The organism is Shewanella sp. YQ_9 (genome assembly GCF_043103185.1).
In the GTDB taxonomy this organism is placed as follows: Bacteria; Pseudomonadota; Gammaproteobacteria; order Enterobacterales; family Shewanellaceae; genus Shewanella; species Shewanella algae.
In genome coordinates this window covers 277,907-292,447 of sequence record NZ_JBICJO010000033.1, presented here as the reverse complement: position 1 = coordinate 292,447, position 14,541 = coordinate 277,907, and the positions used below count along the sequence as shown (strand labels likewise).

13 protein-coding genes and 1 tRNA gene are annotated in these 14,541 nt (G+C 52.8%); 11 read left to right on the top strand and 3 right to left on the bottom strand.

The genetic code is table 11. The features are described 5' to 3' along the window. The first annotated feature begins 97 nt into the window (after nucleotides 1-97). Nucleotides 98-173 (top strand) — tRNA-Ala (locus tag ACF8D4_RS10750). 386 nt (nucleotides 174-559) lie between these two features. Here the strand turns inward: ACF8D4_RS10750 and ACF8D4_RS10745 are convergent. Next, entirely contained in the window at nucleotides 560-2,389 is a 1,830-nt protein-coding gene (locus tag ACF8D4_RS10745; RefSeq protein ID WP_123117242.1) for an ABC transporter ATP-binding protein, read from the bottom strand. Between the two features lie 278 nt (nucleotides 2,390-2,667). On the opposite strand from ACF8D4_RS10745, the gene ACF8D4_RS10740 reads away from it, so the two are divergent. From ACF8D4_RS10740 to ACF8D4_RS10710, 7 genes are all read left to right on the top strand, one after another. Next, the gene (locus ACF8D4_RS10740) at nucleotides 2,668-4,281 is read left to right on the top strand and encodes a DNA-3-methyladenine glycosylase 2 family protein (protein WP_144133699.1); all 1,614 of its coding nucleotides are present in this window, start codon (nucleotides 2,668-2,670) and stop codon (nucleotides 4,279-4,281) included. Nucleotides 4,282-4,387: 106 nt separating this feature from the next. Then, on the top strand, nucleotides 4,388-4,957 hold the full coding sequence (locus tag ACF8D4_RS10735) for a methylated-DNA--[protein]-cysteine S-methyltransferase (RefSeq protein ID WP_392464380.1): 570 nt from the start codon (nucleotides 4,388-4,390) through the stop codon (nucleotides 4,955-4,957). Nucleotides 4,958-5,044: 87 nt separating this feature from the next. Next, a complete protein-coding gene (locus ACF8D4_RS10730; RefSeq protein ID WP_144133700.1) occupies nucleotides 5,045-5,506 on the top strand; it encodes a dual specificity protein phosphatase family protein in 462 nt (153 codons plus the stop codon). 84 nt (nucleotides 5,507-5,590) lie between these two features. Continuing rightward, a complete protein-coding gene (locus tag ACF8D4_RS10725; protein WP_071239193.1) occupies nucleotides 5,591-7,108 on the top strand; it encodes a phospholipase D family protein in 1,518 nt (505 codons plus the stop codon). A gap of 75 nt (nucleotides 7,109-7,183) precedes the next feature. Continuing rightward, on the top strand, nucleotides 7,184-8,080 hold the full coding sequence (locus ACF8D4_RS10720) for a chemotaxis protein (protein ID WP_028781045.1): 897 nt from the start codon (nucleotides 7,184-7,186) through the stop codon (nucleotides 8,078-8,080). A 141-nt stretch (nucleotides 8,081-8,221) separates the two neighbouring features. Beyond that, complete coding sequence (sstT, locus tag ACF8D4_RS10715; RefSeq protein ID WP_025012087.1) at nucleotides 8,222-9,442, top strand: serine/threonine transporter SstT; 1,221 nt, start codon at nucleotides 8,222-8,224, stop codon at nucleotides 9,440-9,442. A 624-nt stretch (nucleotides 9,443-10,066) separates the two neighbouring features. Beyond that, complete coding sequence (locus tag ACF8D4_RS10710) at nucleotides 10,067-10,402, top strand: hypothetical protein (protein ID WP_224866361.1); 336 nt, start codon at nucleotides 10,067-10,069, stop codon at nucleotides 10,400-10,402. Nucleotides 10,403-10,488: 86 nt separating this feature from the next. Here ACF8D4_RS10710 and ACF8D4_RS10705 read toward each other — a convergent pair whose 3' ends face one another. Together ACF8D4_RS10705 and ACF8D4_RS10700 are read right to left on the bottom strand one after the other, a co-directional pair. Continuing rightward, on the bottom strand, nucleotides 10,489-11,142 hold the full coding sequence (locus tag ACF8D4_RS10705; RefSeq protein WP_044734802.1) for an RluA family pseudouridine synthase: 654 nt from the start codon (nucleotides 11,140-11,142) through the stop codon (nucleotides 10,489-10,491). 99 nt (nucleotides 11,143-11,241) lie between these two features. Beyond that, nucleotides 11,242-11,835: an ACP phosphodiesterase gene (locus tag ACF8D4_RS10700; protein ID WP_028781043.1), complete on the bottom strand. Its 594-nt coding sequence runs from the start codon at nucleotides 11,833-11,835 to the stop codon at nucleotides 11,242-11,244. Nucleotides 11,836-11,981: 146 nt separating this feature from the next. On the opposite strand from ACF8D4_RS10700, the gene ACF8D4_RS10695 reads away from it, so the two are divergent. The 3 genes from ACF8D4_RS10695 to tgt all read left to right on the top strand — a co-directional run bounded on the left by ACF8D4_RS10695 (nucleotide 11,982) and on the right by tgt (nucleotide 14,513). Next, on the top strand, nucleotides 11,982-12,143 hold the full coding sequence (locus ACF8D4_RS10695) for a hypothetical protein (protein ID WP_156030645.1): 162 nt from the start codon (nucleotides 11,982-11,984) through the stop codon (nucleotides 12,141-12,143). A 58-nt stretch (nucleotides 12,144-12,201) separates the two neighbouring features. Continuing rightward, nucleotides 12,202-13,239, top strand: coding sequence for a tRNA preQ1(34) S-adenosylmethionine ribosyltransferase-isomerase QueA (gene queA, locus ACF8D4_RS10690; RefSeq protein ID WP_025011472.1), 1,038 nt, complete (start codon nucleotides 12,202-12,204; stop codon nucleotides 13,237-13,239). A gap of 149 nt (nucleotides 13,240-13,388) precedes the next feature. Continuing rightward, a complete protein-coding gene (tgt, locus tag ACF8D4_RS10685) occupies nucleotides 13,389-14,513 on the top strand; it encodes a tRNA guanosine(34) transglycosylase Tgt (protein WP_028781041.1) in 1,125 nt (374 codons plus the stop codon). Nucleotides 14,514-14,541: the final 28 nt, after the last annotated feature.

Below are 14,541 nucleotides of genomic sequence, written 5' to 3'. Positions count from 1 at the left end.
GAGGCCTAGGACACCGCCCTTTCACGGCGGTAACAGGGGTTCGAATCCCCTAGGGGATGCCACATTTTCCGAGAGATTTTGTTATTAACAGAATTTCGGGGCTATAGCTCAGCTGGGAGAGCGCTTGCATGGCATGCAAGAGGTCGACGGTTCGATCCCGTCTAGCTCCACCAAAGATTCTCCTTCAAGAGAAACACTAACCACCTCAGGGTGGTTTTTTGTTATCTGTCCTTCAACGTTTGCTTCCTATCAAAACAGCACGCTCTAACCCCGAATGGATTGTTAGAGTATTTATCCAACCATGTATCGAGACATGGCCCCAAAATGCAGATCTTATTAACTGCTCTTATCAGGCTCAGGCTTCACTACCGATACGCCAGATTGTTTTGCCCGGATACCCGCCGAGTTACTACTTGAGTAAAAAGTCGCTACTCGAGTAAGCAAGTCGCAGTTAGTCAAGGTAAGTGTCTCTTTACATGGAAGGCTTAAAAAACAGGAAGCCGCGATGGCTTCCTGGAATGTTGTTCTATGCTGAAAAGCAGGGCGGTATATAGATATTTTAGTCTACACCAATAAAACCGCCTGTTTGGTGGGCCCACAGCTGGGCGTAAATCCCTTTGCTGCGGATCAGTTCCTGATGGCTGCCTTGTTCGACCACTTTGCCCTGATCCAGCACTATCAATCTATCCATAGCGGCTATGGTTGATAGCCTGTGAGCGATAGCGATAACGGTTTTTCCTTCCATCAGTTGATAGAGGCTTTCCTGAATTGCCGCTTCCACTTCCGAGTCGAGTGCCGAGGTGGCTTCATCCAGGATCAGGATTGGCGCATCTTTCAATAGCACTCTGGCGATGGCAATACGCTGCCTTTGACCGCCGGATAATTTGACACCCCGTTCACCCACCTGGGCATCCAGCCCGGTATTTCCCGACGGATCTGTCAAAGAGGCGATAAACTCACTGGCCTGGGCCTTAATGATAGCCTGCTCCAGTTCCTCTTCCGTGGCATCGGGACGACCATAAAGAATATTTTCTCTGATGGATCTGTGCAGCAAGGAGGTATCCTGAGTCACCATGCCTATCTGTGAGCGCAGCGAATCCTGGGTGACTTTACGGATATCCTGACCATCTATCAGAATTTTTCCCTTTTCCACATCATGAAAACGCATCAGCAGATTGACCAAGGTGGACTTACCGGCACCCGAGCGACCCACCAGACCGACTTTTTCACCTGGCTTGATCTGTAAATCCAGGCCTTCCAGCACGCCGCTCTGTTCTCCATAGTGAAAGCTGACCTTATCGAAATCGATTTGCCCTTGCTCAACCAAAATGGCTTTGGCGTCTTCGGCATCCAGAATGCGGGTGGGTTTGGACAGGGTGCTCATACCATCGGCCACTGTCCCTATATTTTCAAACAGTGAGCTGATTTCCCACATTATCCATTGCGACATGCCGTTGAGCCGCAGAGCCAGGCTGACGGCAATCGCTATGGCGCCGACACTGATGGCACTGTCGCTCCAGAGCCAGATGGATACGGCTGCCACGCTAAAGGCCAGGAAATAGTTCAGTAGCTGCACACTGACGTTAATTCCGGTGACCAGACGCATCTGCCGGTGCACGGTATCCAAGAAGGTTTTCATGCTCGACTGAGCGTATTCGGCTTCCTGTTGGGTGTGGGAGAAGAGTTTGACCGTGGCAATATTGGTGTAGCTGTCGACGATTCGACCCGTCATGGTTGAGCGGGCATCGGCCTGCTCGGTAGACACGGCTTTCAGCTTGGGCACGAAATACCACTGCAGGCTGATATAGATGGCAAGCCATGCCAACATGGGCAGCATCAAGCGCATATCGGCACTGGCTATCATCACCAACATGGAGGTGAAATACACCATTATGTAGACCAGCACGTCCAGGAGTTTCATCACGGTTTCCCGCACCGCCAGAGAGGTTTGCATCACCTTGGTGGCTATGCGGCCGGCAAAGTCGTCCTGATAGAAGGAAACACTCTGTTTCAACAGGTATTTGTGCGCCAGCCAGCGGATGGCCATCGGATAGTTGCCCAGCAGACTTTGGTAGACAATCAAGGCGTGCAGCAAGATGAGTACAGGCAAGAGCACGAGTACCAGCAAAGTCATGCCGAGTAACTTGAGTCCTTCATCCTGCAGCAGGGTTTGTGGATCCTTGTCTACCAGCCAATCAACCAACTGCCCCATAAAGCCAAACAGCGACACTTCCAGCATGGCCAGAATCGCGGTCAATATTGACATCAATATCAGCGGTCGCTCGAAACCTTTGGTGTAGTGGCGGCAAAAAGCATAGAGCCCTTTGGGCGGCGGAGATGGTTCTATATCCGGCAGTGGATCCGTCCAGTGTTCAAAGCGGGAAAACAACGTCTTTATCATGGCCTTCTCTTGGCAAACTGTTATGGGCGATTTATCTCTTGGCAAAGAATGATTCTTGCCCGGTTATGCGGGCAGACATCGGGCCTTGCGGATCTGGAGTGATTTTTATTCAAGCCGTTCCAGCATACCCAATTTTTATCTGTAGGGCAGCTATTATTCCGGATCAATAGTTTGGGTTTGGTCTCGGGGTTCAGTTCCGTTTTCCGCTGGTTTCCCCCGTGTTCGCGGGGTAATCTGCATCCAGGTTATAGACGATAGCGAAACAGATGATGACGATTTTTACCGAGCTCAGCACCGACACCTGTCGCCGGGCGAGACTTAGTCGCGATCCCAGGTTTGATGGCCGCTTCTTTATCGGGGTGAAGACGACGGGGATCTATTGCCGGCCTATCTGCCCGGCGGTGGCGCCGAAAGAGGAAAATGTCGATTACTTTTTCTCGGCCGCCGCCGCGGCAAATCAAGGTTTGCGCCCCTGTTTGCGTTGCCGGCCGGAAAGCGCGCCCGGCTCCTGTGCCTGGAAAGGCACGAGAACCACGCTGGAGCGGGCGGTAACCCTGATAGAGCAGGGCGCCTTGAGCGGCGAGTCGGCGAAAGGTGTCGAGCACTTGGCACAGCGCCTCGGGATCAGCAGTCGTTATCTGCGCAAGCTGTTTGTCGAAGCGCTGGGCCTGTCTCCCAAGCAATACGCTGCGTTTCAGCAATTGATGTTTGCCAAGCAGTTGCTGCACCAAACCCGGCTCCCTATCACGCAGGTGGCCTTGGCTGCGGGATACACGAGCATTCGCCGCTTCAACGAAGTGTTTCAGAGTCAGCTGCAGCTTACCCCGTCGGCGCTCAGACGCAGCGCTGATACGCAAATGGACGACAGTAACAGGCTGCAACTGTTTTTGAGTTACCGGCCGCCATATGCCTGGCAAGCGTTGCTTGATTTCTATCGCCTGCGGGCGGTAACAGGAATGGAGTGGTTTGAACTTGATGGCCGCCAGGGCTATGGTCGCAGCCTTATACTCAACAGCGACAAAGGCGGGTTCAAAGCTTGGTTTTTTGCCGAGTTGCAGGCCTCGCAAAATAGAGTCGCAGTTACCCTGGCATTGGAAGAGGGCGCCGAGCTTAGCTTGTTACCGGTATTGGTCAATCGGATAAGAAGGATATTGGATCTCGACGCTGATATGCAGCAGGTTGAGCAAGTGTTGCAACCTCTCACACTGGCAGACTCCACCTTTGGTTGGGAGCCGGGGCTGAGATTGCCGGCAGCAGGCTCTCTGTTTGAAGCCGGGGTGCGGGCTGTTCTGGGCCAGCAGGTCAGCGTTACCCAAGCCACAAAACTGTTGGGGCAGTTGGTGGCAGCCAGAGGTGAGAGGCGAGTTATCGCCGGGCGCGAAATCAGCTTCTTTCCCGAGCCCGAAAGCATGTTGGCGGCGGACTTTGACGAGTTGAAAATGCCCGCAAGCAGAAAGACGGCATTGGCTGAGTTGGCGCGTTTTCAGCTTGAGCATGGTGATACCGAGCCCGAGGCTTGGCTCAGTTTGAAAGGGATTGGCCCCTGGACCATAGCCTACGCCAGAATGCGCGGGTTGTCGGATCCTGATGTGTTGCTCGGCGGCGACTTGATAATTCGTAAACGTCTGCTCACGTTGCTTGGTAAAACGGCAATCTCGACCGAGGTTAACGGGAACTTGGCTCAACTCAACCCGGATTCGGCTAAACAAGGTGCAGTTGGTCAGCATAAAGGCAATAAAAGTGCTGACAAGAAAAGTATGGACAACAAGAGTGACGCCAAGAAAAGTGCGGCCCATTACCAAGCGTTACTGCAAAGTGTCACTGAAGCGGCGTCGCCCTGGGGCAGTTATCTTACTCTACAACTTTGGCAGTCGGCATAGAACCCATTAATAGCAATGAATGAAGAGCTCTGAGATGGGTTGCAGAGGTGACAGGCATCAGGGTCAAACTCCTATTCAAAAGCCATAAAATCAAGGGATTAATCCTATGAATACACAAGATAAACCGAGCTTGGCCGTATCGCTGAGTAAAGAGTGGCCGGCAGCAGAATTGGTGCCGGTGGCGGAGCTTATCATGGATTCGGCTGTGGGCAGGCTGTGGCTTGCTGCGGGGCCCCATGGGTTGTCACATCTGTCGGTTTTGACGGGGGATGACAGAGAGCGCCGGATCCCGCTGGCGAGCGCGAATGTGGCGCAAAAGGCGCGGGCTGAGGCGATATTGGCGCAGACCAAGAGCCAGCTATTGGAGTATTTTGCCGGTGCCAGACAGGTCTTCGAGTTGTCTTTGGCTCCCAAGGGGACACGCTTTCAACGCACCGTTTGGCAGGCGTTGGTGGGGTTGCCCTACGGCAGCTTCACCAGTTACGGCGAGCTGGCCATAAAGATTGATAACCCGAAAGCGGCCCGCGCTGTCGGCACTGCCAATGGCGCCAACCCGATAGCGATCATCGTGCCTTGTCACAGAGTCATAGGTAAGGATGGCAAGTTGACCGGTTATGCCTGGGGCCTGGCCATGAAGCAACAACTGCTTGACTTGGAAGCCGGTCGTCCAAGTTAATCTTTTGGCATAAATCAACGAAATCCTCCGGCGATTTGAGGTATTCTGAAGCCTGATTGAAGTCGCGTATTACTGAGGAAAACACAGATGCAACCACTCTTTTGGCTGGAAGAGGGAGAGTTGGCAGGAAGCCGGGGCCCAGCAGGCCAGAACTGGGATCTCGATGAGCTGCAGCGCTCCGGGATAGGCGCCATTCTTTCCCTGGCTGAAAATGTGGTGGCCGATTGGCCTCAGTCGCCATTTGAGTTTGCCTGTATCCCTTTGCCGAGTGGAGAAACCCCGCTGGATGCCGATTTACGGCTCTGTGTTGAACAGTTGCCCAAGGCGCTCGACTTTATCAAGCGTCAGCGCGCAGCCGGGCTAGGGGTACTGGTTCATTGCGAGTCTGGGCAAAACCGTACTTGCCTGTTGCTGGCCTATTACCTGATGGAACATGGTGTGGCACCGCTGCATGCGGTTTCCCGTGTTCGAGCGGTGGCCGATGCCGCCTTTGAATCCCATGGCTGGGACCAGTTTGTGTTCGATGTGCTCTATGCTTTACAGGAATAGCAAGCCAGAGCAGGAGGCGGGAATGCTGGATCCCGGAACGAATTAATGCTTGAATACTCTTCACTATTTCGAAGAATATTCAAAATGTTGCCACAGTTTGGAATACTGTTGATCCTCTTGTCCTTGCTGAGTGCCTGTAGCTCGGCACCGACACGGGATCCCGCTTACAGCGACTCCAGCTATCTGGCAACGCCGGAGAGTTCTGTCTTGCTGGATTATCTGGAACCTCAATTGTCCATCCACCCATCGCAGACGGGTGTGCTGCCGTTGGCCGAAGGTGTCGATGCCTTTATTGCCAGGTTGGCGCTTATCCGCAGTGCCCAGAGCAGTATCGATCTGCAGTACTACATTTATCGGGCCGATGAAACCGGCAAAACCCTGGTGTGGCAACTGTTGGAAGCTGCCGAGCGCGGTGTGCGGGTAAGGCTGCTGCTGGATGACACCACGAGTGCGCCGCTCGAATCCGGACTGGCGGCCTTGAATCATCATCCCAATATTCAGGTTCGCCTCTATAACCCGGTATATTCCCGCACCTTCAGAGGCTTGTCTTGGCTGTTCAGTTTCGCCCGCTTGAACCACAGAATGCACAATAAGTCGCTGACGGTGGACAACATGGTTTCTGTGGTGGGAGGGCGCAACATAGGCAATGAGTACTTTTCTGCCAACGATGAACTTGAGTTCGGTGACTTTGACTTGCTCGCCATAGGAAAAGCCGTCCCGGCTATCTCTGATCAGTTTGATCTTTACTGGAATGCGCCGCTGACCATTCCACTTGAGCAGCTGCTGCCCAAGCGTCTGACCCGGGAAAAACTGCTGCAGGCCGATGCCAAGATGCGGCAGGAGCAGCAGGCGATGCAGGATCACCCCTATTATCAGCGCCTGTTGCAGAGCCAGTTGATAACCAACATGGAGCAGCAGCAACTCGACTGGTATTGGGGCGAAGCCAAGGTGTTGTTTGACCCGCCCGATAAGCTGCGCAGCGCCGAGCCCGAGAGTTGGATGCTGGCCGATATTGGTCGTTTTCTGTCCCAGGTTGAAAACAACATACTGATCATCTCGCCCTATTTTGTGCCCACCGCCAAAGGGGCCGATGCCCTGGCACAGGCGGTAGCCAATGGCATTGAGGTTACTGTGGTGACCAATAGCCTGGCAGCCACAGATGTAGTGGCCGTGCATGCCGGCTACAAGAAGTATCGTCGGCAACTGCTGGAAGCCGGTGTCAGCCTCTATGAAGTCAAGGCCGACCCTGACCATAAGCCTTCTTCATGGCGCGGCAGCTCACGCACCAGTCTACATGCCAAAACTTTTGTGCTGGACGATAAAGATGTGTTCGTCGGCTCGTTCAATTTTGATCCCCGCTCTGCCTGGATCAATACTGAAATGGGAATTCTGCTACATCAGCCCAAGCTTGCCGAACACATGCAGCGGCAACTGGGCGGCGCCTTACTGCGCAATGCTTACCGATTGGCGCTGGAGGAGGATGAGCTTGTGTGGCACGACGATGCCAAACAAGAGGTGTTCTATAATGAGCCTGCCGCCGGTTTCTGGCGCCGTCTCAGTGCCGATATCCTCAGCCTTTTGCCTATTGAGTCGCAATTGTGAACTGCAGTAGGCCACCATAGGTTCAAGCCTGTGTTATCCTGAAGCGTTTAACTTATTGTCTGTTATGGTGTTGTTATGAAGAGTAAGGCCAATCAATCTCAGGGACTGCTGCTGTTTCATCTGTCGGCAAGCCAGCTGTTTGCCATCGGCACCTTGAAGATCCGTGAGTTGGTACCTTATATGCCACTAAACCAGATCCCCCAATCTCATTCAGCTGTGATGGGTGCGGTAAACTTCAGAGGACACACTATTCCCGTAGTGGATATGGCGGCGGCCGTTGGTTATCGCCCGGTCACCGCAGAGGAGCGCAAGAGCTGTTTTATCATCATCACAGATTGTCAGCGGATGGAGATAGGCTTTCTGGTTCGCGGCATAGACAAGATCCTCGAATGTAACTGGCGAGATATTGAATCACCGCCGGATAACCTGGGACGCAATGCCTATCTGACCGGAGTGACCCGTTACGACAATAAGCTGGTACAACTGCTGGATGTTGAGTTGCTGCTGTCGAAGATTTTCCCGATTGCGGCCCAGAGTGTGGCCATGCTGACCGATGTGCAAAGGGAAAGGTTGAAACCGCTGCGGATCTTGCTGGTGGACGACTCCAAGGTGGCCAGAAAGCAACTGTCCGATGCGCTGGATTCCATAAATATCCCCTATGAAGTCACCTCAAACGGTGCTCAGGCTTTGGCCATCATGGAAAAGGCCGCGGCCGAAAAACGCCCTGTGGATCTCCTGGTGAGCGACATCGAAATGCCGGGTCTGGATGGTTATGAACTCGCCTTTGAGGTGAGAGACAAACCGGCACTCGCCGGAGCTTATATTATTCTGCATACCTCGCTTTCCAGTGAGATCAGTGTCAGCCAGGCGCACCAGGTAGGTGCCAACGAAGCCCTCACCAAGTTCGATGCCCATGAACTCATCGAAGCTATGCTCAGAGGCGCCCAAATTGCACAAGATAGTCAAAAATGACATCACTGTTGCCAAAATGCGTGCTCAGGGTTATCCAGACGACACAAATAGGCTTCAAAGCTAGACATTAGCGGTTTCATCCGCTAAAAACGTAACTCCTGTGGCACTGGTGCCAGAAAGATAATAACGACAGGTCAGGCAATGAACCAATCTTCTTTACTTTTGGCCCGATTGGCCAAGAGCAGTCTTGTACTGCAAATCCTTTTGGGGATCATCGCGGGCATGGGGCTCGCACACTTTGCTCCGGAATGGGCAAAGAGCGTTTCTTTCCTTGGAGATCTTTTTGTCGGCGCGCTTAAGGCGATAGCGCCGATCCTGGTATTTCTGCTGGTGGCGGCATCGATTGCCAATCAGAAGAAAAATACCAAGAGCAATATGCGGCCAATTATCGCCTTGTACCTGTTCGGTACTTTTGCCTCGGCACTTACAGCTGTGGTAATGAGCTTTATGTTTCCCACCACACTCAAGCTCAGGGCGCCTGAACAGTTATTGTCGCCGCCGCAAGGTATTCTGGAAGTTCTCAATACTCTGTTGTTCAAATTGGTCGACAACCCAGTCAATGCTCTGATGAATGCCAACTATATCGGTATTCTGGCTTGGGGTATTGGTCTTGGATTGGCACTGCATCATTCCAGTGATTCGACCAAACAGGTATTTGCCGATGTCAGTCATGGGATCTCACAGATGGTGCGCTTTATTATCCGCTTGGCGCCGATAGGCATTTTCGGTCTGGTGGCCGTGACCTTTGCCGAGAGCGGTTTTGAGGAAGTGTACAATTATGGCCGTCTGCTCGGCGTCTTGCTGGGAAGCATGGCTATCATAGCCCTGGTCGTGAATCCGCTCTTGGTGTTCTACAAGACAAGACGCAATCCTTACCCGCTGGTGTTCGCTTGTCTGAGAGAGAGCGGCGTAACCGCCTTCTTTACCCGTTCGAGCGCCGCCAATATTCCGGTGAACATGGCCTTGTGTGAGCGCCTCAAACTGCATAAAGACACCTATTCGGTTTCTATTCCTCTGGGGGCCACTATCAACATGGGCGGCGCGGCAATTACCATTACCGTACTGACCCTGGCTGCTGTGCATACCACAGGCACCAGTGTCGACCTGCCTACCGCTTTGCTGTTGAGCCTGGTGGCCGCTGTGTCGGCTTGTGGTGCCTCCGGGGTAGCCGGTGGTTCACTGCTGCTGATCCCTCTGGCTTGTAGCTTGTTTGGCATCAGCGACAGCATCGCCATTCAGGTGGTGGCTGTTGGCTTTGTTATCGGGGTCATTCAGGATGCGGCCGAAACTGCACTGAACTCTTCTACCGATGTGTTGTTTACCGCGGCAGTCTGCCAGGCCGAAGAGCGCAAGCTAAGCTAAGGAAGGTGCGAACAAGCCCCATGTGTGCTCTGCGTCGACTTACAGGCCTGGATGCAAGGCGTGGTTCGCAGCAAATGGCCCTAGTCCTTTGCAAGAAGCACAACACAGCAGGCAGGCCTGTAAGCCACGCCCTTCGGGGCTTTCACAGCAACCGGCTCTCTGCGTTATCCGACTTCGACAGGCCCCGGCATGCCTTCAGTCAGATGCCTTGAACGCCAATTGCTGTGCAAGCCAGAGTGCCACGAGGACTTATTCGCACCTTCCCTAAGAAATATTGTTGAAGATAAAGGGCGGCCTCGGGGCCGCCCTTTGTTTTTGGCCCCATTTGCCATGGTGTGACCGTTTAAACGGCCGACGGGAAGGGCATTGTGTGAGTCATTTCATAAATTGCTTAAATTAGCTGCAATAAGTGATCTTGATCACACTTTTATTTTTTCACTGGGCTACACTGCGCACATTAGAGAGATTTCATTCTAACTTATTGGTTTTTAATGATTTGGAATCAAATTTTTCACTTTTATGTTACTTTTGGCCGGGTAAAGGGGCACTATGAGTTCTATGCTTAATGTCATGCATTTGGGGTCAGCTAAAGAGGCTGGGCTGACATGGTTTAAAGGTATGGATATGTCTGGAGTAGAAAAGCGCAAGCGTCTGCACCGACAGAACGAACAACAGCGAGAATTTCTTGGTTGTTGGCAGGATAGTCGCCCCGGCAGTGGTGAAGAGCTGACTCTGTATCGTGAAGGTGGCAAGCTGTTTCTGGAAACCTGGTTCAGCGATGGTTGCCACAGCGTGGATGAGATGAAGTCCAAACAGACCAATGCCGGTTTATGTCTTGAAGATATGGGTGGTAACCTGTTTGGTGAGTACTTTATTTTAACCGCAGAGGGCAAGCTGCAGTTTTGCACAGAAGGAGGCGATAGCTTCAGTCTGGAACCCAAATCTGTGATGAGTGCCTGATAGCAGTCTGACTAAGTCTTGAAAAGAAAACGCCTGCTTAGCGGGCGTTTTCTTTAGCTGTTTTTTCTAAGGCTGTCTTGTAAGGGTCAGAAAGGTGACAGGCTGACAAAGTGCATCTCGGCGCCCGAGTAAGGGTGGCAAAATGCCAGGCTGGCAGCATGCAGACAGAGCCGCGGACGGGCATTTTCAATCTCACACCCACCATAGAAATCATCCCCTAAAATAGGATGCCCCAATGCGAGCATGTGGACTCTGAGCTGGTGAGTCCGGCCGGTTTCCGGTTGCAATGCCACCAGGCTGGAATCTTCACGGTGCTCAAGTACCTTGTAGTGAGTGACCGCTCTCTTACCTTGCTCCGAGACTTGCTGCAGAGGTGGATTGGCCTTGTCCGCTGCCAGTGGCAAGTCAATGACACCGGCTGGCTGTTCAAGATATCCTGCCACCTCGGCCACATATAGCTTATCGCTTTGCCGCTCCTGAAACTGAGTCTTGAGGCTGGACTCGGCGGCCTTGTTGCGGGCGAAAACCATGATCCCTGAAGTGGCGCAGTCCAGCCTGTGCACCAATATGGTTTCCGGATACAGGCGTTGCAAGCGGGTGAGGGCGCAGTCATGGGTTACGGCGGCGCGACCAGGGTTGGACAATAGCCCGGATGGCTTGTTGATGATAATAATATCGCGATCCAGATAGCGGATATCGAGCCAGGGCAGGGCCGGTGGGCGGTACTCAAAAACTTGCATGAACTCTCCTTCGTGAAGGCGCAATTCTAACAAAGCCATAGGCCCGGCAAAAGTGGCTTTGTGGGTTCACCGAACGTGGCAGTTGGCACTTTGCCTCAATCAGAGAAATTCTGCCGGGGTCTTTCTGGCCCATATCCGGCTGTAAGCCATCAATTGTGGGTAAAAGGTTCGAAAGGCGATTTCAATTTCGGTATCGAGTTTTTGCAGCGCCTGTTGGGCGCCGTTGAACAGCTCAGGTTTTGAAAGGCGACGACTCACACCTGTCACCGCACTGTTGAGTCCCTGGCGGCTTTGATAACTCAATAGCCAATTCTGCTGTTCCATCACAGGCGCCAGTTTGGTTAAGCCTTCGGGTAGGGAGGGAGTTTGCCTTAGGCTCTCGTACGCCTTGTTGCAAAAGGCAGCTAAAGGTTGATGATGATATTCCTCCCAGTATTTGGCCAGCATATGGTCAAAGGCCAAATCCATCAGTACAGGCGCCACTCTGGCAAGCGGCTTGGGGAAAGTACGCACTAACTCGCGGGTTAACTCGTGGCTATCGGTCAACTTGTCTATCTGTCTGTGGAGCCAGAGCCCTTGTTGCAAATGTTTGGGAAACTGTTGGATATTGCCTTTGGCAAAGTCGCCGGCGAGATTGGCGCCGAGAGAGGTTTGGCTGATATCGGCCAGATGCAGGTGTGCAAGGAAGTTCATATTGGCTACTGGGTGTCGAATTCGCCCTCAAGTTACCATGACAAGCCGGCAAATGAAAACAGTCTCTGGCGCCTCGATGAATGTTCTCTTTTTGCTCAGTGAAATAAGATGCTACGCTTAGCGTTCGGTGACGCAGAGGATCAAGGATGATTTGGGACTGGTTCAATAAACTTATCAACAAAACGCCACGGCCCCAGAGACGCAGGGTCGAGGTGGACATTCCGTTCGAGCAACTCGAATATCGGCGCGAGCCCTTCGATGACAACAAGCCCCTTGCCGAAACGGCAAACGAACCGCTGGAGCCTTGATCTTAACGCCTCAAATCCCTAGACTAGCCGCCGTTTCCAGCTAAGCCGAGGCCCATTCATGCGTGTAGCAGACTTTTCTTTCGATCTTCCAGAGGAACTGATTGCCAAGTTCCCTATGGAGAAACGCAGTGCGTCCAGATTATTGACTCTGGATGGTAACAGCGGGGCCCTTAGCGACTGCCGCTTCACCGAATTGTTGAACCTGGTTCAGCCCGGCGATCTCATGGTCTTCAACAATACCCGGGTTATTCCGGCGCGCCTGTTCGGGCAGAAGGCAACCGGCGGTAAGCTGGAAATCCTGGTGGAGCGGATGCTGGATGATAAGCGGGTGCTTGCCCATGTGCGCAGCTCCAAGTCGCCGAAAGAAGGCAGTGAAATTTCACTCGATGGCGGCTTCAAGATGTTGATGAGAGCGCGTCACGATGCGCTGTTTGAACTTGAACTGGTATCCGGTTCGAGTGTGCTCGAAGTGCTTGAGCAGGTGGGCCATATGCCGTTGCCACCCTATATCGACCGTCCCGATGAAGATGCCGACAAAGAGCGCTATCAAACAGTTTATAACCAAACCCCGGGCGCGGTTGCGGCGCCGACAGCCGGTTTGCACTTTGATGACAATATGTTGGCCGAGCTGAAAGCCAAAGGCGTGGATATTGCCTTTGTGACCCTGCATGTTGGCGCCGGTACTTTTCAGCCGGTGAGGGTCGATAACGTACTGGAACACAAGATGCATTCTGAGTGGGCCGAAGTGCCGGCCGAGGTGGTGACAAAAATCCACAACACCAAGGCGGCAGGGAAACGGGTGATCGCGGTTGGCACCACTTCGGTGCGCTCGCTCGAGAGCGCAGCCCGCGCCAGTGAAGGCGAACTGCAGGCCTTCAAAGGGGATACAGATATTTTCATCTATCCCGGATATGAGTTTCAGGTAGTGGATGCCATGGTCACCAATTTCCACCTGCCGGAGTCGACGCTCATCATGTTGGTCAGTGCTTTTGCCGGCTTTGATGAGGTGATGAACGCCTATCGGCACGCTATTGCCGAAAAATACCGCTTTTTCAGTTACGGTGATGCCATGTTTGTGACTAAAAAAGCTCACTGATTACGACTTTTGTTTTAAAATACCCGCCTCAATGAGCGGGTATTTTGTCTTAAGGGTGAACCTTTTGCCTTTTTGACCCTCTGTTGTCTATACGCTGCGGCCTAAGTCCGCGTAATTAAGGTCAGACTGTTTCTCTGACGAGGTAAATCATGAAATTTGAATTGGATACTACTGATGGCCGCGCACGCCGGGGCCGATTGATTTTTGACCGTGGCACAGTCGAGACCCCGGCTTTTATGCCGGTTGGAACTTACGGCACTGTGAAGGGGATGACTCCGGAAGAAGTGCGCGCCACCGGAGCCGATATTCTACTGGGAAACACTTTCCACCTCTGGCTGCGCCCAGGTGAAGAGATCATGCGTAAGCATGGTGACCTGCACGATTTCATGAACTGGCAGCGGCCGATTCTCACCGACTCGGGTGGTTTCCAGGTTTTCAGCCTCGGTGATATCCGCAAGATCACCGAAGAAGGAGTGCATTTCCGCTCGCCCATTAACGGCGAAAAGATTTTCATGGATGCCGAGAAGTCGATGCAGATCCAATATTCGCTCGGCTCGGATGTGGTGATGATTTTCGATGAGTGCACGCCGTATCCGGCCACTCATGACGAAGCCCGCAAGTCGATGCAGATGTCACTGCGCTGGGCAAAACGTTCACGGGACGAGTTCGACCGCCTGGAAAACCCCAACTCACTGTTCGGGATTATCCAGGGCAGTGTCTATGAAGATCTGCGTGATGAAAGCCTCAAGGGCTTGTTGGAAATAGGTTTTGACGGTTATGCCGTCGGCGGCTTGGCTGTAGGGGAACCCAAGGCGGACATGCACAGAGTACTGGAGCATGTTTGTCCGCAGATCCCAACAGACAAGCCCCGTTATTTGATGGGGGTAGGCAAACCGGAGGATCTGGTTGAAGGCGTACGTCGCGGTATCGACATGTTTGACTGTGTGATGCCAACCCGTAATGCCCGCAACGGCCACCTGTTTGTCACAGAAGGTGTTATCAAGATCCGCAACGCGCGGCATCGTGACGACACATCACCGCTGGATCCGGAATGTGACTGCTATACCTGTAAGAACTACTCACGGGCGTATCTGTACCATCTGGACCGCTGTAATGAAATTCTCGGGGCCCGTCTCAATACCATACATAACCTGCGTTACTACCAAAGGTTAATGGAAGGTTTGCGCGGCGCCATTGAGACAGGTACATTAGACGCCTTTGTGAAGGACTTCTATGGTCGTCAAGGCCGTGAAGTACCTGAATTGGTGGATTGATTTTATTTGCTGATAAGAAGAGAAAAAT